Here is a 24,754-nt window from a genome sequence, read left to right as displayed (position 1 = left end):
TCGCCTTTTTTATTAGACAATTTGAGTTTGGAGGTGGAATGGTAAGGGTTTGAAGGGGGGGCGATGTCTACGACGGGCTACGCCTACGCGCTAATGCAATCGTTGATACAGGCTACATTATTAATTAGCTCAATTTTTATAGTCGAGAAGTGTTGTACAAATCACTGGAAGCGGGTAATTTCCAAATCCAGTGCCAACATAGCTTTTGTATGGTAGATGTTCAAAGATTAATTGATGATGTTTGATTGACTTCACAAAAACCTATGTCTGAAAATATAACCAGAAATCAAGTTTTCATCAGCTATAGTCATCAAGATCAGCAGTGGCTTACCAAACTTCAGAAGCACCTCAAACCAATGATTCGCAACCAAAATATTGTTGTGTGGGACGATAGTAAAATTCAACCTGGCGCAAAGTGGCGCGAAGAAATTGAAAATGCTTTAGTAGCTGCAAAAGTGGCAGTGTTGTTGGTTAGCCCTGATTTTTTAGCATCAGATTTTATTGCTGATAATGAGTTACCCCCATTATTAGATGCGGCTGAAGCCGAAGGGCTGACGATTATTTGGATACCTTTGACTTATAGCAACTATGAAGAAACAGAAATTGAAAAGTATCAGTCAGCGCACCCTCCCAATCAACCTTTAGAGAGCCTCAATTCTGCACAAGAGAATCAAGCTTGGGTAAATATCTGTAAGAAGATTAAAGCAGTAGTTCTTCAGTAGAAGATAGAGAATATTCTCTCCTTTTATGAATGTATCAAAACAGCATTATTGCTCCTAGATGGAAGGTCAATGTTGAGTATACTAGGATTATAATCACGAACAGAAAAGGCAATTATGACACTTGAGCAAATAGAAGCTGCCATTCTGAAGCTTCCGCCTGATGAATTCCAAAAATTTCTGGAATGGTTTTCAGATTTGGATAATCAGCGCTGGGATGAGCAGGTAGAGAAAGACATTGAAGATGGGAAGTTGGAAGATTTAGCCCAAGAGGCGATCGCTGATTTTGAGGCTGGCCTCTATCGGGAAATCTAATGCACTACACCACTCGTCGATTTTGGGAATCTTACGATGCTCTACCTGAAAATGTGCAAAAAACAGCGGATCAATGCTATGAGTTACTTAAAGCAGATCCCTCTCACCCATCCCTACATTTCAAAAAAGTTGGCAAGTATTGGTCAGTCAGAGCAGGACAAAACTACCGAGCATTAGGTGTAGAAGTCCAAAAGGGTATCTTATGGTTTTGGATCGGCACTCACGGAGAGTACGATAATATTATCGGCAAATAATAGCGATCGCTAATTTTGAGGCTAGTCGCTAATAGTTGCCTATTTACCCACGCAAAAAGCTTCTTAACCACCTAATCGCCTCACTTGTTGTTTGCTCGTTTGCAATTTGGAGGCATTGCCGTACAATTTCTGCAACGTTAGGAAAGTAAATGCTTTCTGTAATTGCGTAGTTTTCACCCTGCAATCTATAAACTAATAACTGCTTATTTTTTAACAGCCAAATTTCTGGCACTTTATAAGGAAGATAATCATTAATATCCGTATAACTAGTAATATCTATCTCAATTACTAAATCTGGTGGAGGATCTTTTTGCCAGTCAATACGATTTTTACCTACCACGGATCTCCAATTTTCAATATAAAAGCAATAGTCAGGCTCAATACCACTAAATTCTGGCAAACTCATAGTGATGGGCGTAAATGAGTCGTATCTGCGGTTTAAGTGGTCAAGTATAGCTATTATTATCAATGCCAGCAAGCTGACATCTCTTCCGTGTTCTGGTAGCGGTGCCATTAACAAAATTTCTCCTCTGCGATATTTAATGCGAGGGATGGCGCGATCGCCAAGTTGCTCACTAAGTGCTTGATAATCTTGCCAAGATCCCAAAAGTTTCAACACTGCCCCAGCTGGCAACTCTATTTTTTCTGGTGTAATTACGGTATTCATAATGATAAATTTAAAACGGTGTATTTACTTCTAAATGAAGAGTTTCTCCCGATCGCGGATGCTTGAAACAAAGTTCTCTAGCGTGTAAATGTAACCGATTAGCATTCGCACAGCATCCATAAAGGCGATCGCCTAAAATAGTCACCCCCAATCCTTGCACATCTGCCGCATGAACTCTCAATTGATGGGTACGTCCTGTTAGAGGCGTAAACTCTACGCGGGTGTAATCTCCTTCCCTCGCCATCACCTGGAATTGCGTCAAACTCGGTTTACCCCGCTGCCAATCAACTTGCTGATAAGGGCGATTTTCAGGATCTCCCCACAATGGCAATTCAATTGTACCTTGCTCGACTCTCACAAAACCTGCAAGTAAAGCCTCATAAACCTTGTGAACCTCTCGCTGCTGGAACTGTTGGCCCAGTTGTCGATGAGTTTGGCGATCGCGTGCCAACAACAAAATACCAGATGTTTCTTGATCTAATCGATGCACAGATGCAAGTGTCGTGCCATCAGGTAACAGATTACACAAGCGACTCCAAACACTATCTTGGCGATCGCCATAACGCCCAGGTACCGAAAGTAGTCCAGCCGGTTTGTTCACAGCAATCAGCCATTCGTCTTCATAAATAAAAGTGACCTCTCCCCCAACCCCTCCCCTATCAGGGGAGGGGCTTCTTACTCCCCCTTCCCTAGCAGGGAAGTTAGGTTTCAAGCCAGAGAGCAAAAACCCCATCAATGGCTGACATCGTTCGGCACATGCTCCATAAAATTCTCCCTGGATTTTATCTTGATTTAGTGAAGATGCCCCCCACCAAAATTCTGCCATTGCCAATGGTTTGAGATGATGTGTTGCAGCATAATGAAGTAGTTTTGGGGCACAACAGTCTCCAGTGCCAGTGGGTGAGCCTTCTGGCATCAATTGTTGCAACGATCGCGATCGCCCCGCAAAATTTGTCAGGCTGTAGCTGGCGTGCATTTGAGCTTGTAATTGCCGTGACAGTGCTTTACGCTGTTGTTTGAGTTCTCGAATCCGGGCATCTGCGGCTGTAATTAACTGCTGGAGGGGCTGTAATACTGCATTTTGCTGGCGTTTAAGTTGTCGTCGTTCGATTCCCTGTTGACGACTTTCGGCGTCGAGTTGTTCAAGGGCAATATTCAGGGCTTCTCCAGTGAAAGTATTGCAGATTTGCTGGCGTTTTTCTTGTCGTTGATGTTTGCAAATGCGATGGCGATCGCTCATTGCTTGTAGTTGCTGTTCAAACTCACCAGACAATGTTTTGTACTGCTGGCGATCGTTGAGTTGCTTCAAGGTGAGGATTTCTTCCTTGATGGCGTCTAACTCTGCCAAGGTGCGGGCTTCCTGGAAAGCAACTTCGTCTCTTCCGGGAATTGGTGGCACCCAGCCCTCAACCACACTGCAACCATGCAAAAGACCAGAGAAAGCTTTAAGTACTCGTTGTTCGCCATTAGGCAACTCAACCAATAATATGCCATACATTTTGCCTTCACGAGAATAACAGTCATCTTTGGCAAGGTGTTGCATTAGTCCGTGGGCGATGGCTTCGGACAATGGGGTGCGGGGTAATTTCAAGCGATGTCTACGAGGGGCTACGCCTACGCCACTTTGGGAACAACAGCCTTCATAGTAATAACTAGGGGATGAGTCGCCCAGAGCAAAATCACAGTCTATGAAATCGGAAACGAGGTGCAGAATTACCATACAAGGTATGATTGCAAATCTGACTGTACATTTCAACAATATCTAAAATTATTAATCATTACTGAATAAAAATAACCCCGATTTATTAAATAAATCGGAGTTATAAGCCTTAAATTAATTCAGAATTCTGTTAGCGCAGCGGGGCGTAGCCCATTCTGAATTCTGAATTCTCTTTTAATACACCAAACAAGTCTGTATTATTTAGCCAGAATTACTCGGAGAATCGCTTTCCTGTGGATTGTATGTTTCTGTACTTTCCTGTGGATTGTTCTCTTGTGCTGAATGTTCTTCAAATGAGCTATCTTTTTCAGGTTGTTTGGGAGTTGTGGTCATTCCATGATGCTCTTGTCCTCTCAGTCCTAGATATGTGGCGGAACTGATTCCTTGTAGAGTTAAAAGTGTTTCATCAAATTCCGGCATTGCCATATTTTTGCCGACCTCCCAAACAAAAAATATTCCGATGGCAACCGTCCAAATAAATGTTTGAAAACGATGAAAATTGACTCCATTAATATCTGATAATATATCTTGAAAAAAGCCTTCAGAAATTCGTTGAGTCCCCTTTCTCTTATTATCATCACCTTGTCCATCAATTAAGGAACTACCAAATGCTGTTACCGAATTAATCCCCAATAATACTAGGGATTGTTGGTTTAAAATATTGGTATAATCTCCTGTTATACCGTAGATAATCATGTAAGAACCAAAAATTATCAATGTCCAGAAAGCAAGTTGAGACACCGATAGACTGAACGGATTTTGATTTATTTTTTTCCTACCAAGAAAAATTTGAGCAATTCGGCTTTTCCGTTGTTCAGGTTCAATGTTAACTTGTTTTGTGATCAACTTTTCCTCACCATCGATCACCTCTTTTTTCGAGTAAACTCCTTCTATCCCAGAACTCCGAAGAGTATTTCGGCAATACCTGGTGAATAATAATAGAACACCTAAAAGTAGAAGAAGACACAGCCAAAAGCGCCACGATAACAGAACTATTTGGATTTGCGGAGGTGACTGAGGATCGCTGAATGGAATTGCAATTTTGTTGGGACAGCCTACGCCTACTATGACGTTAATACTGTATTTACTGGCTCTACCAATCAGAGCATTCCATGCATTTTGAGATGAGTCATTACGTTCAAGTCGAAAGGCTAACCAATTCTCATCAACAACTCTTTTTTTATCTTGATCCTCAACCATAACGATGGTTGGTTGTGCGTATACCTCCCTTAGTTCATAGCCATTCAAGTACAAGACTAATTGTCGAGGATCGAATGGATTGCCCTTAGCAGTTGAGTTTGTGGCTGCTGACAGTCCTTCAACTCTAAGCTTAATGCGATCGCCCATTTTAACTCGGCCACCACCATTGTCAGCGATGACTTGTTGAGTTCTGAGATTAGGAGGAACTGAACAAGTCCGAGATGGTGCAAAATTCAGAGAAGGAACATCTGGAGTATCTTGAGCGATGACAGCAAAATTGAGAGAAACAATTAGACAAAACACCAACACAAAAATAGCAGCAAATCTTTTCGTATTTCTATGCATTGGGCGGTATTCCAAAGCGATCAGTATAACGGTAGTTTAACCATACTTGAGTCACTCCAAATATTAAAAAACTTGTCTGAAAAACAAATTGTAATCTGTCCTTTAGAGACCATTTATAAAGTAAATCTTAAGTAGGGTGCGTTACGGCTTTGCTATCACGCACCGCAATATAGCAATCCGATTTGATTTGGAGAATCACTTGTAGAGGTAAGGGACTCTTTATTGGGGACTGGGGACTGGGAAGAAGGAATAAAGGTGTACCTAGCTTCCGAAAAATCAAATATGAGTCCTATACAAGATGGTGCGTTAGGCGCAGTTCATATTTTTCGCGATCATTAATCTCAAAATATGCGCCTAACACACCCGACAATAATTTTATTTTTACTTTATAAATAGCCTCTTATTATTTGTCCTTTGTCACTTGTCCTTTCTCCTTTGCTAATAACAAATGACTAATGCCCAATGCCCCAATTCCTACTTGATTTGACAAGTCGGAATGCGAGAGAATAAAGCAACACATAATCGCCACCAGGAAGCTGTGGCGATCGCACTATGCCATTCCCAAACACCCAATACCTTTACCCGCCAAACTTGCTCAAAAAAACAAAAGTAAGGTAACAGCCCATTAGGAGCATCGTCATTTACATTTAGCTCACTATAATCTATCCAGGAATCTTTTAAACGCCAGCCAACGCGATTGGCAAAATCAATACAAGTTTGAGAACCAGCGACATTATCATTACCAATCATCAAAGCTAGCACAGGATCGCCGCCAGAAGTATCTTTAATACTCTCCCAAATGCGTTTCTGAACGCTAAAACCAAAGCGTCCATGACTATATTTAACCCAGAGTCTATCCATAGTAGATAAATCACTGCCAGAAAAGTTTTCCAAACTTGCTAAATCAAGATAGCGTTTTTCTTCTTTACCAGCTATTTTCAACATCAGAGTTGTGGTTTCCTCATCCGCCTCCAACCATCTCCCAGCTTTGAGTAAATCTCGCAATTGAGTGTAATCTACACCCACTGCTGAACTCAAATCATCTACATCTTCAGCTTTTTGCTCAGAAGTATCACTAGAAAAGAAATTTTTTCCTGGGAAAACTTCAATCACACCTTGAGATCCAAACAACCAAAAATATAATTGGATATCAATGCCTGACAATTCAACTTGTAATTGTGTAATCCAAGCTGCTGCGGTTAGTCCAGATTGTTGAATCGTAGGGGTGGTAGGGTAGCACAGCTGTGCTAACTTACTGAGAGTGTCCACCAAAGAAGAAGCAAAGCATTGATTTTCCGAAGATGGCGCAGCAGCAGCAATTAAACATTGTTCAGCGTCTAGTCCTAATTGCAGTTCTTCCACCCAATCCCGGAGAGATACACAGCTGTTGCTTCCTAGAGGACAATCGAGGATAATAATTTGTTGCGATCGACAGCGGCGTAGCTGTTTTCTTAACCAAGAACGATTAATTACAACATTATCAGAAAGTACGAGTACAGCTTCTCCTTGTTCTGTTTCTTGAATCTGTCCTCTGAGATATAAAAATACAGTTGGAATTTCTTCTAGAAGATTGTTGCTAGTGGGTGATTCGGAAAAAGATTCAGATAACAAACACTTTTGAATTGCTTTACGGACATCTGAAGCCGGGGTTTTTTCGCTAACACTCCAATAATTTACCTCAAAGCCACCAGATGTATTGAGTATTTTACTCAAAGCTAAAGCACTCTTGCTTTTGGGTAATCCCTCTATTACTAATGCTTGTCGTGGATGTCTTGTAGACACTGTTTTATCTGGTTTAATTCCTAAAATTACCTCTCCAATTCCTTCCACAATTCGCTTAGGTGTTTGCGATGGATATTCTGAATGAATTTGGTTGTCGCCTCGGCCTTTTTTTAGCTGATTAATTACCCGCAATTGCTGGTTAGCTTTATCTATATATGCCAGTGTTTGGTGATAGACGTAGCGATAAAGTCCATCTGCTTCAATCACGCCTTGGAAATCAGCAGCTTCTCCCCGCAATCCCCGAATTAAATAGTAAGTGAATACTCCATGTTTTAATTGCGGAAATTCCCAAGATTGTTGCCCTTGGTCGCAAGATAATAGGGCATAAAATCCTTTTCTTTTAGCAGCGCGTTGTCGGAGAATTTCTACTAATTCTTGTGTGGGGTTGAGTTGGGGATCTATTGGTGTTTCTCCCCTAGCACCCAACAATGTCATGTTACCGCTATGACAAGCATCCAGCCATAAAAGTTGCTGCTGGGCAGGACAATTTTCTAATAATTGCAATAATTCCTGCAACTTCAAACCAGTATTTATTAAGTTGTCTTTTTGAGTATCTTGGAGACACAATACCACCTGTTGACTCGATGGCTCTAGCATTCCATGTCCGGAAAAATAAAACAGAACAGTGTCAATGGATTTAGTAGCAGCAGCTACTTCTTTGAGACTGGTACGGATATTTTCTAATCGGGGCTGCTGCTGAGCAAAATCATGGTAGATTCTGACATCCTTTTGGGGAAATCCCATAGTTGCAGCGTTTAATGCTTCCCCTAAACCCTGACAATCTACTGCTGAGTAACGCAAACAGGGTATTTGCTCATCCTCGTATTGGTTTACTCCCACCAGTATCAGCCAAAGCTTTGCTAAGCCGGTTTCTAAGGCATGAGTTGAGTGACTAGTACGAACACCGACTGGACACATCTTTTAAAATTCCTTGACAGGAAGAGTACGGTAGGTTTTATATAAATATTATTCAATCGTACTGACATCAATTACTGAAGTTGGTTCCAAAAGACTAGCGATCGCCATGACTACATTACTGATAAAATATCTAAAATGCGAGAACTTTACCCAGCGATCGAGCCTTACCTAGAAGGAAATTTACAGGTTTCTGACCTGCATACTATTCATTTTGAAGAATCAGGTAACCCCCAAGGTCAACCCATCGTTTTGCTGCATGGAGGACCTGGTGGCGGATGTCCACCTTTTTATCGCCAATATTTCCACCCAGAAAAATGGCGGGTAGTGATGTTTGACCAACGCGGTTGTGGTCAAAGTAAGCCCCATGCTGAATTACGAGAAAACACCACTTGGGATTTAGTCAGTGATATCGAAAAACTACGCCAACATTTAAATATAGAAAAATGGACAGTCTTTGGTGGAAGTTGGGGTAGCACTTTATCATTAGCCTATAGCCAAACCCATCCCTCTCGATGCACGGGATTAATTCTTCGTGGTATCTTTATGCTCAGACAAAAAGAGTTGCGATGGTTCTACCAAGAAGGTACTAGCTATATTTTTCCTGATGCTTGGGAAGAATATTTAAAACCAATTCCCATAGATGAGCGTGACGATCTAATTGCAGCATATTACAAACGCTTGACCAGTCCAGATTTAGAAATTCAATTGACAGCAGCGCGTGCTTGGTCAATTTGGGAAGCTAGTACAAGTAGACTTTTTTTCGATCCTGAACTCATGCAAAAGTTTGGCGACAGTGAATTTGCCTCAGCTTTTGCTCGGATTGAATGCCATTATTTTATCAATAAGGGATTTTTGGAAACAGAAGATCAATTACTTTTAAATGTTGACCGCATCCGCCATATCCCCGCTGTAATTGTTCAGGGACGTTATGACGTAGTTTGCCCAATGATATCAGCTTGGGAATTACATCGTGCTTGGCCAGAAGCCGAATTTATTGTAATTCCTGATGCAGCTCATTCCATGAGCGAACCAGGAATTTGTAGTGCTTTGATTGAGGCAACAGATAAGTTTGCAAACTGAATTAGCATCGAAATGCACAACAGGAAGATTTGACCTGAAAAAAATCTTTCATGACTCGTTTGAGTGAACTAAACTTAACCCACCTGATAGCTTGATTCACTTCTACCCACTGGCGTTTTCTTTTAGTTGCTTCTGGATAATCTTCACTCAAGATATCTACTGGTAGTAAATACATTTTGACCTGGTAAGCTTTGCCTTGTTTGCGGTATTTATAAGTGCCCAGTTGATTCGCGTCCACCTGTCCAATCACCCCTGCTTCTTCCCATGCTTCTTTGGCTGCTGAATCAGGCGGACTCATTCCCGACGGAATATCTCCTTTGGGAATTACCCAGTGTTGATAGTTACGAGTTGTAATCAATAGGATTTCGACTCTACCATTGTTAACTCTATAAGGAATAACTCCAGACTGTTTAAAAACTTTGCTAACTTTTCGACTCATACAACTTACATCCTGTACTCTTTAATTGTTTTGTACAATGTTTACTTCATAAAGTCGAGAGCTGATACCGGGTAATTTTTGATTTATTCTTTGTTTATCAATTTCTTTTCCCTACTCCCTTACAGACGGGATTAATCGCGTCTTTACCCACTTCCTTTTACATTTATTGACCACTTTTGAGCCGCGCAATGTCACGCAACGGTGGTGCGCCGAACAACCGACTGTATTCACGGCTAAACTGTGAGGGGCTTTCGTAACCCACGTAATGACTAGCTGTTGCCGCATCCATGCCCTGCCCTAGCATTAAGCGACGGGCTTGTTGGAGCCTAAGTTGTTTTTGATATTGTAAAGGACTCATGGCGGTGACAGATTTAAAGTGATGATGAAGAGATGACGGACTCATACAGGCTTCGTGGGCGATCGCATCAATGCGAAATGGCTTTTCATAGTTCCATTTGAGCCAGTTGATCGCCCTGCTGATCCCCTGGAGCCGTTTATCGACTAGGGCAATCTGTCGCAATCGCGCACTTTGTTCGCCTGATAGCAAACGGTAGAGAATTTCTCGTACAACCAAAGGCGCGAGGATGGCAATATCTTGGGGAGTTTCCAACAACTCTACAAGTCGGATCGCTGCATCCAGCAGTTGGGGAGTAACGGGACTCAAAGACAAGCCTGGTTCTGGTGGTTGGTTAGCAGCAGCGTCTAATTTCGCCTCCATCATTAGTGTACTGAGTTCTCCTGGATCTAAATCGAGCCTGAGGCATAGATACGGAAAGCTTGGCGTGGCTTCAATCACTTGACCGACCACAGGCAGATCGATGGACACCACCAGACATTGATCTTGACCATAAACATACAGATTCTCCGCCAACATTACCTGCTTCTTGCCCTGAGCGACGATACACAGAGCAGGCTCATGCAAAGCATGAAGAGGCGCAGTTGGTTGCGAGCAGCGGATTAAAAACAATCGCTCGATCGCCGTGGCATGGACACCATCTGCACTACTGTTCTGTGCAATCAAAGCGGCAAGCTCAGACTGCTGCTTTCTAACTGTCTGTTCCATAATCTCGTTTGAAATCTTTTATCAGACTAACATTCAGGGCAGCCGCAATATATTCAGCCACTTGCGTCAGCCTGTCTTTTGCTGGTAGGCAATAAAAAGAATGCAGGATTAGGCAAGAATTGAGCAGGTTCAGATTACCGCACCAGGCTTTGACTCTCTTAAATTAAGAGTGTGCTGGACATCCAATCAATCCAAGGTTCCGCGCAATTTAGATACCTCTACTAAAACTTGGAGATACTGTTTTATGACTACTAAAGAACAGAAAGTCGTACTGATTACGGGCGCAAGCAGTGGCATTGGTGAGGCCACAGCACGTCTACTCGCTCGCAACGGTGTCCACGTAGTGCTGGGCGCACGGCGCACGGATCGGCTGGAAACCCTCGTGGCTGCAATCCGTTCTGAGGGCGGCTCGGCAGAGTATCAGACTCTTGATGTCACCCGTCGCGCTGACTTCCAAGCCTTTGTAGAATTCGCTGTGAACAAATTCGGGCGCGTTGATGTGATCGTCAACAATGCCGGCGTTATGCCGCTCTCGAAGCTCGAAGCCCTCAAGGTCGATGAATGGGACTGGATGATCGACGTGAACATCCGTGGGGTACTCAATGGCATCGCCGCCGGACTGCCCCTAATGAAACGCCAGGGGTCCGGCCAGTTCGTCAACCTGTCTTCCATTGGTGGACACGCCGTTTGGCCAACCTCTGCCGTTTACTCAGCTACCAAGTTCGCTGTGCTAGCGATTTCGGACGGACTGCGCCAGGAAAATACTGATATTCGCGTGACAGTGATTTCGCCTGGTGTAACAGAGTCGGAACTGGCCGATAGTATCACTGACGCCGAAGCTGGCAAAGGGATGCAGGAATTCCGCAGGATTGCACTTCCGGCTGAGGCCATTGCCAAAGCGATCGCCTTTGCCATCGACCAACCAGACGATGTGGATGTCAACGAGATTATTGTGCGCCCCACAGCCAGCCCGTATTGAACCTCAAACCACACTCAAACAATTTTGGATTTTAGATTTTAGATTTTGGATTAATATCAAGCCTGGTACATAGCGGGCTTGATATTAACCCTTAGTTTGATTTTGCTCGTGAACTACCCCAACTTACTGAGTACGGTTCAAGTTGGGGCTTCTGTAATCATTGGGGAGTGCCTAAACTTAGACTTTCGCCCAAGAGTAGGACTTACCTCTCCTCCTACAGCAGAGACGGCTGAACCTTCCGCCTTTATCATTCTGATACCCTCTGCTCTAATATTCTGCGCGGCGTTCCCATCCCGATCATGGTGAGTATTGCAATTAGGACAAATCCATTCACGGACATCTAATGGCATCTCACCTATCTGGTAGAAACAATTAGAACAGAGTTTGGAACTGGGGAACCACCTATCAATTTCAACAAACTTTGCACCTTTGCGTTCCAGTTTGTAAGCTAAAAAGTTAGTGAATGTCCCCCATCCAACATCAGATATTGATTTCGCCAATTTGTGATTACGAACCATGCCTAATACATGAAGATTTTCTACTATGACAGCTTGGCTATCGCTGACCAACTTATAACTAAGTTTATGTAGAAAATCTTGCCTGGAATTACTAACTCGCTCGTACACCTTGGCAACAACTTTTCTGTATCTATTTCTCGAATTACTCCCTTTTACTTTACGCGCTAATTTCTTTTGTTTGCGTTTGAGATTTTTCTCATGTTTGGCAAGGTGTTTAGGATTATCATATTTAGAGATTTTCTCACCGTCAGTAACAATAGCAAAATGTTTCAACCCTAGATCAATACCATATATCTTACCGAATGTAACAACTGGGTTTTCACCCTCTACGAGCGTCAGGATAGATGCAAGATATTTACCAGAAGGCGTTTTACTTACAGTAACAGTTTTAATTTTCCCCTCAATAGTCCTGTGTATTTTGGCTTTGACTATCCCAATATTGCCAGGAAGTTTAACATTGCCATCTACAATTTTGACGTTTTGAGGATACTGGATAGACTGTTTTCCGTGTCTAGATTTGAATTTAGGAAATCCAGCACGTTTCTCAAAAAAGTTTTTGTACGCCGTAGTTAGGTTAAGTGTTATAGCCTGTAAAACTTGGCTGTAACAATCAGATAACCACATCGTCTCTTCAGCTTTTTTGAGTGCAGGAAGAAATGCGTTAAGTGCAGCACGTCCAAGCCCTTTACCCGTTTCTTTATAAGTCTCAATAGATTTATTCAGAGCATAATTCCACCACCATCTAGCACACCCAAAAGTTTGCGCTAGTTGTATTTCTTGCTCAACTGACGGATATAAACGGACTTGTACAACCTTGTGTAACACTTCACTTTCACCTCCTTGAGATAATTACTCTACCATAAATATAGATTGTGATAAAGTGCCAAAATAAAATAATTGGTGACTTGCTCATTCACCCCACTCCTTAATTAACCTGCGGTTAATATTAGTCGGAGGTGCTTTCGTCGTCACCTGGCTATCCATCCCCACCGTATAGACGGATGGGGAATTCCGCCGAATTAGTTAAAAATAGTAATATTATTTGGCAAGCGACATCCCCACTAACTAATCGCAGTTGATGTTTGCAGATTTTGGTAGATATACAGGGAAGACATTGCATCTAAATTGATTTCCTCACTCTCACCTTCATTAGTATTTTGAAATAATACTGTAAATGCACCAGCCCCTAACCTATCTTGAGGAAACATTCGATAACAAGGCATTGTAGTTAAATGAGACTGATATTTTGCTAAATGACTAATTTCCATCGCTTTAAAATGAGGAAAACGTTCTAAAAGCCACTCACAAACCTGCTCATTTTCTTCTGGGGAATAGGTGCAAGTCATATAAGCAAGATATCCTTGTGGTGAAACAAGTTTAGCAGAGTTAGCTATAATGCGTTTTTGTCGATTTGCACTTTTATTAATAGCAGTTGGATGAAAACAACCAGGTGCTTTTTCGCCTTTAGCAAGTAGCGATTGTCCAGTACAAGGAGCATCAACTATTACCAAGTTGCTAGAAGCGGGAATCATTTCGGCAAATATACTCGAATCTCTATTAACTATAGCGCTAGGGCTGATATGACAACGCTTCAAATTAGAAATTAGCATTCCCAGACGTTTGCCAATCACTTCATTGCTGATGAGTAAATCTGGTTGCAAAGCTTTCCAAGCGAAGATGCTTTTCCCTCCAGGTGCAGCACACATATCAAAAATTAAACCTACTGGCTCAGGAATTGCTAACAAAGTAGCAGCGGCAAACACCGAAGAAAAATCCAAACAATAGAAATATCCTTTTTGATGCAGTGAATTTTGACCAGGTTTTTCTCCCAAGTGTAACCGATCTATAAATTGCGGTTGCCAATGCGTTGGTGTTTCCACTGCAAAAGGCGAAAATTCTGGTTTTTCCTGACACCAAAGAATGCTAGATGAAAAAGGCTGAGGATTTATTAACGCCTCAATAAATTTTTCTTGTTCATCTAGATTTGTAAACAACCGGCGTGAAAGTTTTAGTAATAAATTAGAAGGTTTTTCCATGTAGATATAAAAATAATTGCCGTTAAAATTCTGGCTTCTGAATTCTGACTTCTCAATTCTGACTCCGGAATTCTGAATTCTTACTAATTTGTTTGTATCAGAATCCAACTAAAACTGTTACACAAGAACAGTGTAATTAAAGCTTTTGGCTTCATACTCAAAATATAATGACCGCCATTGGGAATGCAATGGCCAAGCTACCCCACTGCACTGGAGAAGGTCATGTTCTTAGATAATTTCCCGCAAAAATTACGCAAAGAAGCACAATTATGGAGGGATGAAGGAATAATTAGTTCTTCGCAGTATGAACAAATAGCAGAACGTTACCAATTTAAAAACGTGGAAGCTGCTGCACGCGATCGCTTTGTTGCAATAGTGATTGCTATAGGCAGCATCCTTTTATGCTTGGGCATAATTACCTTTGTAGCAGCAAACTGGCAATCAGGCTCACGAGAAGTCAAGTTTATTCTGCTGATGAGTTTGTTTTTTGCAACCGCTATCACTGGTTTTTATACTTGGAGACAAGCTCAAGGAAAGAAGGCACAACAAAGCAAACGCTTACTGGGAGAGGGTTTGCTAATTTTAAGTGCTTTCATTTTAGGCGCAAATCTACTGCTGATGGCCCAGATGTTCAATATTAGCGGTTCAATTTCCCAATTGTTTCTCGCCTGGGGATTTGGTGTCGCAGTCATAGCCTATAGTCTGTTCTTAAATTCCTTAGGAATTCTATCGATTATCCTTGTGGAAATTGGCTATTGGACGGGGCTAGAAGATTTGTGGTACTCTTCAAGTGAAGTAAGTTGGTCACGAATAGTGGTGCAGCATATGCCTCTGTTGGCATGGCTGGTATTTGTACCTTTGGCTTACTTCTGTCGATCGCGTTGGATTTTCGGTCTAGCAGCCTTTGTCTTTGCTAGTTCCTTGCAAGCCAACCTCAATCCTCTGCCACTGCTAAATTATGCTGATATAGCCCCTTGGGTGGCATCTTTTGCTTTTGCACTCCCACCTGCATTATTCTGGAGTTATGATGACCTGCTGTTTCCAACCATAAATTACAGATTGTTTCAATCTCTAGCTCGTAATTTAGCGTTGGTAAGCTTTGGTGTTGTCTTCTATGTCCTGTCTTTTCGTTGGGTCTGGGACTCTCCAGATTATAGCTATAATCAGCCAACGACTTTGACAAACTTGTTCGAGTCTCTGCCGATAATTGATTTGGGAATTCTCAGCGGCTTAGCGGTGTTGCAGTGGTTGTTTCTCCTGCGTCAAAGAAATAATCCTCCCCGCCGCGAAGTGATTTTTACGACTGCTGTCATTACTACTTTTCTTGTCTTTATTGCCTTAGTACCTTTTTGGCATCAAACTATCAGCCGAATTGATGAACTTGGGATTTTTATTTTCAATGTACTTCTAGCAACATTAGCCTGGGGACTAATTCAAGAAGGATTGAAATTAAACAACAGAAGTTCCTTTTGGGGCGGTATGCTGTTAGTAACACTCCAAGTTATCAGTCGCGTGCAGGAGTATGATACCGACTTACTTTTTAAGTCCCTGGTCTTTGTTTTGTGCGGTTCAGCTTTAATTAGTGCTGGACTTTGGTTTGAACGCCGCCAACCTGGTACATCTAAGGCTACAAGTCAGAAGTAGTGCAAAAGATGAAAGAAAGAATTCAGAATTCAGAATTCAGAATTCAGTAAAAATTTGGAACTTTAGATTTGAGATTTTTTCTTCAATCCTTTCGGGTTCAGCAGTCACTCATGGGGGAAACCCCCAAGACCGCGCTGCTTCACCAAAATCTAAAATCTAAAATCTAAAATTGTTAAAGTTTCTCTGCGTCAGTCCTAATCTCGTTACTTTTGTCCTCCTCATCACCCCCTGCTTTTTAGGACTACGCTCATGACAAGTAATTCCTCTGAATCTAAAAATAAATCCTTGTCTCCCGAAGCTGAATTTTCCAAGACGGTGACTTTTCGGGATTACCTGATTGCTACTGAACAAAAATCGAATAAGCCCTTACCTGTTTGGCGGTTACTAGCACCATTGGCGGTGCAAACAGCGCTAATTATGGCAGTACCAGCCCAAGCGCTTTACACAGACATGACGGGCAAGACGGTGATTTTGCAAACCGCGCCTGTAAACCCTAATGATGTCCTACAAGGAAACAGCCTAGCCCTGGACTATAATATATCCCGGACTGCTAATTTGAGCAGACTGCCTGGTTGGCAGACCATAGTCAGTAAAGGTCGTGGAAGTGGTAGAAGATTGCCTGAAGGAACCAACATCTACGTGACTTTACAAGAACAAGTATCCTCTGGTCGTGGTGTTCCTAGAGCTTGGAGACCGTTACGAGTAAGTAGCTCGCGCCCCGCTTCCCTAAGAGCTAATCAAGTAGCCCTAAGAGGCGTCTATGAAGATGGTTCCATCAACTACGGTTTAGAAACATATTACATCCCAGAAAACCAACGGCAGCAGATTCGCAATGATTTGCAAACCCAACGCGCTAGGAGGGGACAAGTACCACCCATCGTGGTGAAGGCGAAAGTCGATCCCCAGGGAAACGCACTACCGATTAGTATGTGGGTACGCGATCGCAACTATCGCTTTTAGGTTATCACGCAATTGAGTAAGACGTTTACGCCTTCTGGTATCTTTCATCCCTTGCCTGAAGTACGAAATACGGTTTACACTCTCCTGTTCCTCAAGGATTTCCAGATAGCCTTTCTTGGTATTCAACCGAGATATAACCGTGGCAAGTGTCCAGAATTCGCCATCTAAGGACACTTGCTTTTTAAGCATAAAAACTATATGAGGAATCCGGTTTGATTTTTGAACAAAATTAAGTCTTTGTAGGGTGCGTTAGCACAGAGAGTACGGCATCAAATCCTTAAGAATGGTGCGTTACGCGAAACGCAACGCCAGTCGCCTTAACGGGGAGAACCCCCGTACAGCGCTGGCTCCCCTACGTATCTTTTCAAAAATCAAATCGTAGTCCTATAGGTTGGTGTAAGACCCAACCTAAAAAAATTATTAACCAAGCGGTATTGGTGGCTGAGGACCGCCTGTTATTTGTGTGATTAATAAAGAGAAATCACTGTTATCTAACAGAGGTTTAGTATTCAAAACTGCAAATTGTCCACCACTTCCTAATCCTGCAACCGCACCATCAGAATTATAGAAAAGGCTGCCAGTAGATGTATTGTAAACAATGAAGGCACTGCTACTGCCGGCAAGACTGCTTTCAGTAGAAGTATCGGCAGTAATCGTTGCAAATTCATTGGCAGCTATGCCATTACTCAGGGTTAACGATCTAAATAAACGTAAGGATAATTGGATTTTATCGCTGCCTTTGGTAAAGTCAGTTATGGTGTCTATGCCTAAATCACCAAAGCTACTCACACCACTAAAACTGAAGATATCTCCATTTTGCCCACCTGTTAAGACATCGTTACCTTGACCACCTGTGAGTAGATCGCTCCCAGTTCCACCCAAAAGCGTATCATTACCTAAATCCCCGTTAAGGATATCGTTATCTGCACCCCCTCTAAGGATATCATCGCCTGCATCGCCATAAAGGGTGTCATTGCCGGCAAAACCACCTAAAGTATCGTTGAAGCTTGTGCCAGTAATTATAGTTCCCTCCTGTTCTTCCCAAAACAACAAACTTCCTTGGTCTTCTCGCTCATTATGAGAATTGAATGCCATACTAAACTGTCCTCGCTTTACTTATCAATAAAGGATTGATGTGTTTATTGTTGATTTTGACTGTTACCGACTTTCACCCAAATGTTGCTATTTGCAAGAGTAAAAACCGGATTTATTAGTAACCGTGTACTAAATCTAGCCTTCTCAATATTTGGAAAACACTAGAGAGAGCTAAAAAGCTGAAAGCTATATATAACAAAAGCTTTGAGGCTTAATTTCCGTTTTTGCGGTTATCTCGTTTCTATGCCGTGTTTACTGGACATCTGTCCCTACTGGTAAAACTTGGGCTGGGTTTGGTTTAATACCTTTACCTCCAGATTTCTTTTGAAACGAAACCGTTTAGTTTACTCTTGATGTCAGCAACACTGATACGGGTATTTATAAAATCACTTCTTGGCGATCTGATTTCGGAAAATTCTGAATTTATTTGTGAAGATTTTCGGAAATCGAGGGAGATTTGGCGAACGGCTCAAGTATACACCCGTAGTCTTAAAAAGGGGGAACCGGAATCAAAGTCCCCTTTATAAAAGGAGCCACTGACGGCTACATACAGCGTATTTCAGGTAAATGAGGTACGCGGGTAGGGGCACGGCAGTGCCGTGCCCTTACAATTATCTGTACCTCACCAACTTGCAATCTGCTGTAGTATGGGTAGGGGCGTACAGCTGTACGCCCCTACAGTCGATATATTATGTTGCAAAAATTTTTTGAATTGGTATAACAAACCCAAAAAGAAAACTCCAGCCACAGGCTACTGGCTGGCGTTCACCTTATGGGCGACTAAATTGGGCGCATATTAGTTTAATCTTCATGGCGTAACTGCCATGCTGCACCAAAAGCAGCTCCAGCCCCAGCTAACAATCCTGTACTCATTCCTTGGATAGTCTTTTCAATAGGATCTTGTGTTAGGCAATCACTTGTAACCTTGCTATCTTGCAAACACAGATTGCTTTCTGCCCAACTGGCAGTACCCCCTAAAATTACACCAGTTATGCTACAGGAAACAACTAGCAGCAGAAGGCGTCGGGTTTTTCTACTTTTTCTATCCATAGATGGATGCGTCAAAGATGAGATTGGCTAACTGATCTTCAACTACTTTACACATCCTGACTGTTAATGTCAGCTGTCATTTGTCATTAGTCTAAAACTAATGCCCAATGCCCAATAATTAATGACTTTTTTGATGACGTACTTCAACTACGGTATGAACATTGCCGCGAGGGGTGAAATCTGTTTTTACGGTAACTTCTAACGGGTCACAAGCTGCGACAAAATCATCCAAAATTTGATTAGCAGATTCTTCGTGAGAAATATAGCGATCGCGGTAACTGTTAATATAAAGCTTGAGTGCCTTCAACTCCACTACTCGTTCATCAGGCACATAGGTAATATAAATAGTCGCAAAATCAGGATACCCGGAAAACGGACATTTACAAGTAAATTCCGGCAAAGTAATGTTAATGTCGTATCGCCTTCCCATACGCGGATTCGGAAAGGTGATTAGTTTGCCTTCCGCAATATTACGCTCGCCATACTTTATTTCTTGGCTTGGTCCAGATACACTTTCAGGTAAATTGTTATTAGTCATTTGTTATTAGTCATTTGTCATTTGTTTTTGTTTGCGTCTGGCTCATCTTCCTACTCCCCACTCCCTACTCCCTCCTCCTTCTCCCAGTCTGGACAATTCTCATCTTCATAACCGTGGGGATGCATGGCACAAACTAACAAGTTACCGCCATAAACTTGACCGTGGTAGTGAGTACAACCCATGCAAGCTGGATTTCTTTCGGCTGTGGGTTCAACTGAATACGGAAAACCGGGATCTACGTCTCCTACAACGTCTTCTAACTCCCAGTAGGCTTCCATCATTGGTTCAGCTAAATCTTGTAAATACTGATCTACTTCAGTGACAATGTTACTGTGTACTTGCTCAGTAATTTCTTCCGTTAGCTCAAAAAAGGCGTCTACCATTTCACCCATTCCCAGGAAGAAACGCTCTACTTCATCTGCCACTGTTTCTACGATTTCTACTAAATCTTTTTGCCATTGCTCCATAAACTTGATGCCTTTACAGGCTATAAACAGGACGTTTTGTGCTGTCTCATTTGAAGCACTAAAGTACACATTGGGCAATTTATCATATCAAGTTTGTATATATAGCACCATGTCAAAATGCCAGTTATTAATCATTTAGAATTAAAACAATGCTTTTTACTAATCGCGTTGCAATCGTTTTAACTCTTCTTGCAGTTCTAGCACTTGTTGGCGTAATTCATCGACGTTTTCACCTGATGCCTCTTTCACCGTTGGTTCTTCATCTTCCTCTAAGATTTCGATGCGGCGAGGTTCTGAAGAAGGCGTTTTTTCAGGGGTTTCACCAGATGCTTGGGGTTGTTGGGCTTGCTTCATCATATCTTCGACGAAGCGGCGGGCTTCTTCCGTGTTCATTTCGCCCTTGGCCACCATTTCGTCTGCCAGTTTTTGGACTTGCGATCGCACTTCCGCTAATTTTCCCCCTGCTTTTTCGCCTGCGTAAGAAGCTAGTCCTACACCGAGGTAAAAAGCTTTTTGAACAATATCTCCAAAACCAGGCATTGCTCCTGAACGCTCCTAAAAATAGGGCGACCCGGAGACTACGCCTACCACAAGCCTCCCGTGTTGCTGCCACCTTCCGGTTCTGACAAGATTTGGGTGTTGAAGTCGCATAGATCCAGGTCTTATAAAAGCATAACATTAAAATTCAGTAAATGTGTGTTATTCCATAACAATCCGCCATTCATAAAGTTGGTAATCGACACAACCGTGTTGCACCAAGGGATCGCTGGCTACAATCGCTTCTGCCTCAGCCCTTGAGGCTGCTTCAAACAGCAACATTCCGCCTGGTGCTTCTGCCCAATAGCCTGTTCGCGCTTTGTGTCCTTTTGCAATCAAATCCTGAACGTAGGCTTTATGGGCAGGTATATATTGGTCAAAGGTAGATTTATCGACTTTCCCTTGTTCAATCTTGACAAATGTTGGCATTTACTTACTAGCTCCCATGACAAAAGGCTTTTTACTCAAGTTATTACTATTTTGAGTAGCAATCAAAAATCTGGGCATAGGCTAAATCAAGGCGGACAGTAGTGCGATCGCTGATTCGCTGTACCTATTAGTCTGATAATTGGATTATTTCTACACACATTGATTTTTCCGTTTTTATTGATACCGGAATCCTTAACCTCATATTCATAGCTTCTTAATGAAAATGCAAAGAAAGTTAAGATATTTCATAATTAACTGTCTTAACTGTCTTAATTATGTTTTTTTAAGTGTCTTTGTATTCTTGCAACAACAATGAGAAGATACTACCGTTGCAAACAGGGAAAACAAACTTATGTCTGAAATCAAAAAGCTTGGTCAATCATGGATATTTAACTGGTTCTTTGGTTTTACCCAGATTCCTACAGATGAGGATTGTTGCATTTATATGAAATCAGTTTTATGTTGTGCTAAAGGAGATGGAATTCTCTCCCCAGAAGAAAAAGATTGGGCTATTGGATTCTGTGCATCTTGGGGAGTAGCAGACTGGGTGATTGAAGAGCTAAAAGCATATGAGGCGGATGAAGATTTAGAAGAAGTAATTGCTCGCTCTCCTCAGGTTTCCATAGCACAGAGAGATCTACTCCTCACGGCAATTAGGGCTTGTGCTGCTGATGGAGAATTTCATGAAAAGGAAAAGGCCAAAATTCGGCAAATGGCTTCTATTATAGGGGTCACAGAAGAGGTAGTAGAGCAGTTACAGCAGCTACAAAAAGAAGAATTTGCACTACGCCAGAAGCGCATTAAGCTCTTATATCCTGAGAAAAGCCCATATTAAGAATCTACTATATTAATTACAGTAGTTTTCATTTATTGGAACCACATCAGCCGTAGGGTCACAGCAATTCTGTGTCCTACTGCTTGGTCTATTTACCTGAAAATTGCTGTAAGTCGGCCTTAATATTTCCAGCTATATTAATAAACGTAAATATAGCCTGTGTAGGGTGCGTTAGCCTACGGCGTAATGCACCATCAACAATTCAAGGTGCGGCGTTAAAACAGCACAAGCTAGGCATCTGTGAATGTTAGACCTCTAGGTGCGATCGCAGATCATCCAGTGGAGATACCGAGTTAGTGGAAATCAGTGATTTTGTTGGTGTCGGCTTGTCAGGAACAAATTCAAAGCAAATTCGGATTTTACCTTTTTGCCAGCCGCCACCCTGAGCTAGTAAAACGTTACAGTTGACGCCATTCGCAGCCCAGGCTTCAGCCTTGTCTTTTTGTAAATTGCTGTTTCTATGCACCAAATACTTCAGACGTTCCATCAATTCTTCAGCTGTCGATGTTGAAGCCCCAGTAAAATTAGCATCCTGAGCCATAGAAACAACATCCTTATCGGACAGAATAATTTGATCGCTCATTTAGTTTTCTCTTTCGTTAGCACAACATGGTGGTTCAAGCGCCAACTCGATCCGCCTTCCCTAAGTTTTCCCATTAACCACTAAGGGACTTGCAAATAAAAAAAATATGCCAAAATTTCTTGTGGTGCGGGCATCTTGCCCGCTAATACTAAAGGACAGGCAAGATGCCCATCCCACAATATTGGATAATTTATTTTCTGGTGTTCTCTAATTACTAAGGAATAAAAATAATTAATGATGAGCCGTTTTTTTATTGCGCTTCTACCACCACAAGACATTCAAGACTACGCTAATGAGATCAAGCAGTATTTTGCTGATAATTATGCCAGTTGTGGGGCACAAAAGTCTCCGCCTCATATTACCCTACAACCGCCTTTTGAATGGGCAGATGCTAACATTTCATTGCTAGAAGCATCTGTGAGGGAATTTGCTAGGGAACAAAAGTTAATACCCATTACACTCAGCGGTTTTGCTGCCTTTCCACCCCGTGTGATCTATATTGATGTGGTGAGAAGTCAAGAACTTTTGACTTTGCAAGCTGATTTAATGGCTTATGTAGAAAACAAGTTGGGAATTGTTGACGAAGTTTCTAAAACCCGACCTTTTGCACCCCACATGACAGTTGCGTTTCGGGATTTAACAAAGCAGAACTTTAAAGCTGCTTGGCCAGAATTTGAAAAACGTCAGTTGTATTTTGAATTTACGGCTGAAAAATTAACTTTATTGCTTCACGACGGTAAGCGATGGAATATTAAATCCGAGTGGAATTTTTGCTCTGCTGGGTAATGAGTAGTCAATCTGTAAAGGGATTTGGTAAAGTTTGGGCTTGATTTTGAACACAAGCATTCACAACTTGATTTGATGTTGCTGGAGTCTATTAACCAAGAGAAACTGCAAATTTTTAAGAAATATTAAGTATTCGTTACAATGCCGAATTTATAGAAGATAGAGAAATTTGGCACTCAGTAATTTGGAATTTTCAGTGTCAAATACCAACAAAAGAGCCACCAGATTTTCTATCGCATTGGGAATATTTGTATTCACGCAGCTTAGGATGTGTTGGTGTACATCTAAATTAGTTGAATCTCTAGAAATTCTCACTTTACGTAGTGATTTAACCTGTCTAACTATGATGTATTGGCATGAATTAATAACTTATGTTTATGGTTCTTCAGTACTTACTATGCTAAATTATTAGCTACGAAGGTTAAAAAATATAAATAATTGCATAAAATCTTTAGTAAAACCTTTGACCTAATTGACTTAGGACGTAGATTCATTATTAACTGTGAATACCAAAAAAGTATTTGTTGTCTATTTACAGTTATGAACAAGAAACAAAATATTAAAATACTAACAGAGCTTCTAGATTTAAAAGATGTGAAAGTTATATCACATCGCCTTCATATCGGGATAGGAATGATTTTACAAATAGAATCAGTAAAATCATACAGTACTTGTCCTCGCTGTGGTACAAAAAGCCATAGATTACATCAAAATCATCGATACATTGTTCAAGATTTGCCTTTCGGTGAAAAACCAGTATTTTTAGAAATAAATAGAAGACAATTTAAATGCGAAGAATGTAAAAAACCCTTTAGTGAGAATCTAGATTTCGTGAGCCAGAAAAGAACTTATACAAAACGGCTGGCATACAAAATAATACAAGAGGTAGTAGAAAATGATATCCACAGTGTAGCTGATCAAGGGATAGTAACAACAGAAGAAATAGAAAGAATGTTAAAAGACGCTTCGATTGAATTATCTGATGACAAACCTTCTCTGATAAAAAGACTTGGAATCGATGAGATAGCTCTGGTTAAGGGCAAGGGTAATTACTGCGCCGTACTAATAGATTTAGATACATCTAAGCTAGTAACTATTTAAAATGGGCGCACGCAAGAAGTAGTGAAAAAAACCCTTTTAGAATGGGGATATGAGGTCTTAGAACAAATTGAGGAAGTGAGTATAGATTTGTGGGTTGGTTATAAAAACGTTGTCACAGAATTAATGCCCAATGCTCAAGTAGTAGCAGATAGATTTCATGTAATGACACAGATTAATCAAGAATTAGATACACAGAGAAAACGAGAGAAGCGGAGTCTAGAAGAATTAATTCAAAAAGCGCAATTATCATCAAAAAAAGCTGAATATTAAAAAGTTTTGTCGGGATTAAAAAATAGTAAGTACGTTTTACTTAAAAATGAGTCAGACTTAAATGAAGAGCAAATAAATAAACTTTCTGAAGTCAAGAATGTATCTCCTGTCTTAAAAGAAATGCATGAATTAAAAGAAAAATTTAGAAAGATTTTTAATCAGACAGATAATTGGTATCCGGGAGTTTATAAACTTGGTATGTGGTTATCGAAAGCTAAAAAACATTTTCCCAAGAGTAACAATACTATTATCCGTTGGTTTGATGAGATAATTGCTTACTTTGATAATGGGACAAATAGTGGTGCTGTGGAAGGTATTAATAACAAGATCAAGTTGATTAAACGTTCCGGTTATGGATTTAGAAACTTTGACAATTTCCGCGTTAGATGCTTATTGAATTGGCATTTTAACTATTAGTTAAGCA

24 protein-coding genes, 1 other RNA gene and 1 pseudogene are annotated in these 24,754 nt (G+C 41.3%); 10 read left to right on the top strand and 16 right to left on the bottom strand.

The window, feature by feature from the left end; translation table 11 throughout:
- Positions 1-263 precede the first annotated feature (263 nt).
- The 3 genes from IQ276_RS35535 to IQ276_RS35525 all read left to right on the top strand — a co-directional run bounded on the left by IQ276_RS35535 (position 264) and on the right by IQ276_RS35525 (position 1,288).
- The gene (locus IQ276_RS35535) at positions 264-722 is read left to right on the top strand and encodes a toll/interleukin-1 receptor domain-containing protein (protein ID WP_193924448.1); all 459 of its coding nucleotides are present in this window, start codon (positions 264-266) and stop codon (positions 720-722) included.
- A 114-nt stretch (positions 723-836) separates the two neighbouring features.
- Complete coding sequence (locus IQ276_RS35530; protein ID WP_228043504.1) at positions 837-1,034, top strand: hypothetical protein; 198 nt, start codon at positions 837-839, stop codon at positions 1,032-1,034.
- Positions 1,034-1,288, top strand: coding sequence for a ParE family toxin-like protein (locus IQ276_RS35525; protein ID WP_193924450.1), 255 nt, complete (start codon positions 1,034-1,036; stop codon positions 1,286-1,288). Before IQ276_RS35530 ends, IQ276_RS35525 begins: the two co-directional genes overlap by 1 nt.
- Positions 1,289-1,331: 43 nt before the next feature.
- Here the strand turns inward: IQ276_RS35525 and IQ276_RS35520 are convergent, their stop codons facing one another.
- The 4 genes from IQ276_RS35520 to IQ276_RS35505 form a co-directional block, all read right to left on the bottom strand.
- On the bottom strand, positions 1,332-1,955 hold the full coding sequence (locus tag IQ276_RS35520; protein WP_193924452.1) for a Uma2 family endonuclease: 624 nt from the start codon (positions 1,953-1,955) through the stop codon (positions 1,332-1,334).
- Positions 1,956-1,965: 10 nt separating this feature from the next.
- A complete protein-coding gene (locus IQ276_RS35515) occupies positions 1,966-3,675 on the bottom strand; it encodes an RluA family pseudouridine synthase (protein ID WP_235116269.1) in 1,710 nt (569 codons plus the stop codon).
- 201 nt (positions 3,676-3,876) lie between these two features.
- The gene (locus IQ276_RS35510; RefSeq protein WP_193917549.1) at positions 3,877-5,220 is read right to left on the bottom strand and encodes a hypothetical protein; all 1,344 of its coding nucleotides are present in this window, start codon (positions 5,218-5,220) and stop codon (positions 3,877-3,879) included.
- 474 nt (positions 5,221-5,694) lie between these two features.
- Positions 5,695-7,920, bottom strand: coding sequence for a GUN4 domain-containing protein (locus IQ276_RS35505; protein WP_193917546.1), 2,226 nt, complete (start codon positions 7,918-7,920; stop codon positions 5,695-5,697).
- Positions 7,921-8,055: 135 nt separating this feature from the next.
- Here IQ276_RS35505 and pip point away from each other — a divergent pair, with 135 nt between their 5' ends.
- On the top strand, positions 8,056-9,000 hold the full coding sequence (gene pip / locus IQ276_RS35500; RefSeq protein ID WP_193917544.1) for a prolyl aminopeptidase: 945 nt from the start codon (positions 8,056-8,058) through the stop codon (positions 8,998-9,000).
- 1 nt (position 9,001) lies between these two features.
- On the opposite strand, the gene IQ276_RS35495 is transcribed toward pip, so the two are convergent.
- Positions 9,002-9,439 (bottom strand): NUDIX hydrolase, encoded by a 438-nt coding sequence (locus tag IQ276_RS35495; protein WP_190883717.1) that lies wholly within the window; start codon positions 9,437-9,439, stop codon positions 9,002-9,004.
- A gap of 163 nt (positions 9,440-9,602) precedes the next feature.
- The gene (locus IQ276_RS35490; RefSeq protein WP_193917542.1) at positions 9,603-10,502 is read right to left on the bottom strand and encodes an AraC family transcriptional regulator; all 900 of its coding nucleotides are present in this window, start codon (positions 10,500-10,502) and stop codon (positions 9,603-9,605) included.
- A 244-nt stretch (positions 10,503-10,746) separates the two neighbouring features.
- Here IQ276_RS35490 and IQ276_RS35485 point away from each other — a divergent pair, with 244 nt between their 5' ends.
- Positions 10,747-11,481 (top strand): SDR family oxidoreductase, encoded by a 735-nt coding sequence (locus IQ276_RS35485; RefSeq protein ID WP_193917540.1) that lies wholly within the window; start codon positions 10,747-10,749, stop codon positions 11,479-11,481.
- Between the two features lie 137 nt (positions 11,482-11,618).
- Here IQ276_RS35485 and IQ276_RS35480 read toward each other — a convergent pair whose 3' ends face one another.
- Positions 11,619-12,824 carry an RNA-guided endonuclease InsQ/TnpB family protein gene (locus tag IQ276_RS35480; RefSeq protein ID WP_193917537.1) on the bottom strand — a complete coding sequence of 402 codons (1,206 nt, stop codon included), beginning with the start codon at positions 12,822-12,824 and terminating at the stop codon, positions 11,619-11,621.
- Between the two features lie 236 nt (positions 12,825-13,060).
- A complete protein-coding gene (locus tag IQ276_RS35475; protein WP_193917535.1) occupies positions 13,061-14,035 on the bottom strand; it encodes an RsmB/NOP family class I SAM-dependent RNA methyltransferase in 975 nt (324 codons plus the stop codon).
- Positions 14,036-14,257: 222 nt separating this feature from the next.
- Here IQ276_RS35475 and IQ276_RS35470 point away from each other — a divergent pair, with 222 nt between their 5' ends.
- Positions 14,258-15,679: a DUF2157 domain-containing protein gene (locus IQ276_RS35470; RefSeq protein ID WP_221706462.1), complete on the top strand. Its 1,422-nt coding sequence runs from the start codon at positions 14,258-14,260 to the stop codon at positions 15,677-15,679.
- Between the two features lie 249 nt (positions 15,680-15,928).
- The gene (locus IQ276_RS35465) at positions 15,929-16,639 is read left to right on the top strand and encodes a GDYXXLXY domain-containing protein (protein ID WP_193919757.1); all 711 of its coding nucleotides are present in this window, start codon (positions 15,929-15,931) and stop codon (positions 16,637-16,639) included.
- A gap of 420 nt (positions 16,640-17,059) precedes the next feature.
- Here IQ276_RS35465 and IQ276_RS35460 read toward each other — a convergent pair whose 3' ends face one another.
- From IQ276_RS35460 to IQ276_RS35430, 7 genes are all read right to left on the bottom strand, one after another.
- A complete protein-coding gene (locus IQ276_RS35460; protein WP_193919759.1) occupies positions 17,060-17,734 on the bottom strand; it encodes a M10 family metallopeptidase C-terminal domain-containing protein in 675 nt (224 codons plus the stop codon).
- 801 nt (positions 17,735-18,535) lie between these two features.
- Positions 18,536-18,784 carry a hypothetical protein gene (locus IQ276_RS35455; protein WP_073639391.1) on the bottom strand — a complete coding sequence of 83 codons (249 nt, stop codon included), beginning with the start codon at positions 18,782-18,784 and terminating at the stop codon, positions 18,536-18,538.
- 118 nt (positions 18,785-18,902) lie between these two features.
- Positions 18,903-19,322 (bottom strand): preQ(1) synthase, encoded by a 420-nt coding sequence (queF, locus tag IQ276_RS35450; protein WP_193919761.1) that lies wholly within the window; start codon positions 19,320-19,322, stop codon positions 18,903-18,905.
- Positions 19,323-19,372: 50 nt separating this feature from the next.
- Positions 19,373-19,789, bottom strand: coding sequence for a hypothetical protein (locus tag IQ276_RS35445; RefSeq protein ID WP_190883725.1), 417 nt, complete (start codon positions 19,787-19,789; stop codon positions 19,373-19,375).
- Positions 19,790-19,948: 159 nt separating this feature from the next.
- Positions 19,949-20,329 carry a phasin family protein gene (locus tag IQ276_RS35440; RefSeq protein WP_073639394.1) on the bottom strand — a complete coding sequence of 127 codons (381 nt, stop codon included), beginning with the start codon at positions 20,327-20,329 and terminating at the stop codon, positions 19,949-19,951.
- A 25-nt stretch (positions 20,330-20,354) separates the two neighbouring features.
- An RNA gene (gene ffs, locus IQ276_RS35435) (signal recognition particle sRNA small type) lies at positions 20,355-20,451 on the bottom strand.
- A gap of 37 nt (positions 20,452-20,488) precedes the next feature.
- A complete protein-coding gene (locus IQ276_RS35430) occupies positions 20,489-20,755 on the bottom strand; it encodes a YciI family protein (RefSeq protein ID WP_190883726.1) in 267 nt (88 codons plus the stop codon).
- Between the two features lie 352 nt (positions 20,756-21,107).
- Here IQ276_RS35430 and IQ276_RS35425 point away from each other — a divergent pair, with 352 nt between their 5' ends.
- Positions 21,108-21,590, top strand: coding sequence for a TerB family tellurite resistance protein (locus IQ276_RS35425; RefSeq protein ID WP_193919763.1), 483 nt, complete (start codon positions 21,108-21,110; stop codon positions 21,588-21,590).
- A gap of 247 nt (positions 21,591-21,837) precedes the next feature.
- Here IQ276_RS35425 and IQ276_RS35420 read toward each other — a convergent pair whose 3' ends face one another.
- Positions 21,838-22,173 (bottom strand): KGK domain-containing protein, encoded by a 336-nt coding sequence (locus tag IQ276_RS35420; protein WP_193919765.1) that lies wholly within the window; start codon positions 22,171-22,173, stop codon positions 21,838-21,840.
- A gap of 237 nt (positions 22,174-22,410) precedes the next feature.
- Here IQ276_RS35420 and IQ276_RS35415 point away from each other — a divergent pair, with 237 nt between their 5' ends.
- On the top strand, positions 22,411-22,959 hold the full coding sequence (locus IQ276_RS35415; RefSeq protein ID WP_193919767.1) for a 2'-5' RNA ligase family protein: 549 nt from the start codon (positions 22,411-22,413) through the stop codon (positions 22,957-22,959).
- 540 nt (positions 22,960-23,499) lie between these two features.
- Positions 23,500-24,747: pseudogene (locus tag IQ276_RS35410) on the top strand (ISL3 family transposase).
- Positions 24,748-24,754: the final 7 nt, after the last annotated feature.

This window comes from Desmonostoc muscorum LEGE 12446 (assembly GCF_015207005.2).
GTDB classification, from domain to species: domain Bacteria; phylum Cyanobacteriota; class Cyanobacteriia; order Cyanobacteriales; family Nostocaceae; genus Nostoc; species Nostoc muscorum.
Note: the sequence above shows the minus strand (reverse complement) of the source record. Positions and strands in the feature narration are given on the sequence as shown.

Excerpts from the sequence above, each read along its gene's own strand:
- IQ276_RS35525 (WP_193924450.1), top strand. The coding sequence starts at position 1,034 with ATGCACTACACCACTCGTCGATTTTGGGAATCTTACGATGCTCTACCT.
- IQ276_RS35425 (WP_193919763.1), top strand. The coding sequence starts at position 21,108 with ATGTCTGAAATCAAAAAGCTTGGTCAATCATGGATATTTAACTGGTTC.
- IQ276_RS35465 (WP_193919757.1), top strand. The coding sequence starts at position 15,929 with ATGACAAGTAATTCCTCTGAATCTAAAAATAAATCCTTGTCTCCCGAA.
- IQ276_RS35535 (WP_193924448.1), top strand. The coding sequence starts at position 264 with ATGTCTGAAAATATAACCAGAAATCAAGTTTTCATCAGCTATAGTCAT.
- IQ276_RS35505 (WP_193917546.1), bottom strand. The coding sequence starts at position 7,920 with ATGTGTCCAGTCGGTGTTCGTACTAGTCACTCAACTCATGCCTTAGAA.
- IQ276_RS35495 (WP_190883717.1), bottom strand. The coding sequence starts at position 9,439 with ATGAGTCGAAAAGTTAGCAAAGTTTTTAAACAGTCTGGAGTTATTCCT.
- IQ276_RS35520 (WP_193924452.1), bottom strand. The coding sequence starts at position 1,955 with ATGAATACCGTAATTACACCAGAAAAAATAGAGTTGCCAGCTGGGGCA.
- IQ276_RS35530 (WP_228043504.1), top strand. The coding sequence starts at position 837 with ATGACACTTGAGCAAATAGAAGCTGCCATTCTGAAGCTTCCGCCTGAT.
- pip (WP_193917544.1), top strand. The coding sequence starts at position 8,056 with ATGCGAGAACTTTACCCAGCGATCGAGCCTTACCTAGAAGGAAATTTA.
- IQ276_RS35490 (WP_193917542.1), bottom strand. The coding sequence starts at position 10,502 with ATGGAACAGACAGTTAGAAAGCAGCAGTCTGAGCTTGCCGCTTTGATT.
- IQ276_RS35445 (WP_190883725.1), bottom strand. The coding sequence starts at position 19,789 with ATGGAGCAATGGCAAAAAGATTTAGTAGAAATCGTAGAAACAGTGGCA.
- IQ276_RS35485 (WP_193917540.1), top strand. The coding sequence starts at position 10,747 with ATGACTACTAAAGAACAGAAAGTCGTACTGATTACGGGCGCAAGCAGT.
- queF (WP_193919761.1), bottom strand. The coding sequence starts at position 19,322 with ATGACTAATAACAATTTACCTGAAAGTGTATCTGGACCAAGCCAAGAA.
- IQ276_RS35475 (WP_193917535.1), bottom strand. The coding sequence starts at position 14,035 with ATGGAAAAACCTTCTAATTTATTACTAAAACTTTCACGCCGGTTGTTT.
- IQ276_RS35430 (WP_190883726.1), bottom strand. The coding sequence starts at position 20,755 with ATGCCAACATTTGTCAAGATTGAACAAGGGAAAGTCGATAAATCTACC.
- IQ276_RS35440 (WP_073639394.1), bottom strand. The coding sequence starts at position 20,329 with ATGCCTGGTTTTGGAGATATTGTTCAAAAAGCTTTTTACCTCGGTGTA.
- IQ276_RS35515 (WP_235116269.1), bottom strand. The coding sequence starts at position 3,675 with ATGGTAATTCTGCACCTCGTTTCCGATTTCATAGACTGTGATTTTGCT.
- IQ276_RS35470 (WP_221706462.1), top strand. The coding sequence starts at position 14,258 with ATGTTCTTAGATAATTTCCCGCAAAAATTACGCAAAGAAGCACAATTA.
- IQ276_RS35420 (WP_193919765.1), bottom strand. The coding sequence starts at position 22,173 with ATGAGCGATCAAATTATTCTGTCCGATAAGGATGTTGTTTCTATGGCT.
- IQ276_RS35415 (WP_193919767.1), top strand. The coding sequence starts at position 22,411 with ATGAGCCGTTTTTTTATTGCGCTTCTACCACCACAAGACATTCAAGAC.
- IQ276_RS35455 (WP_073639391.1), bottom strand. The coding sequence starts at position 18,784 with ATGGATAGAAAAAGTAGAAAAACCCGACGCCTTCTGCTGCTAGTTGTT.
- IQ276_RS35460 (WP_193919759.1), bottom strand. The coding sequence starts at position 17,734 with ATGGCATTCAATTCTCATAATGAGCGAGAAGACCAAGGAAGTTTGTTG.
- IQ276_RS35510 (WP_193917549.1), bottom strand. The coding sequence starts at position 5,220 with ATGCATAGAAATACGAAAAGATTTGCTGCTATTTTTGTGTTGGTGTTT.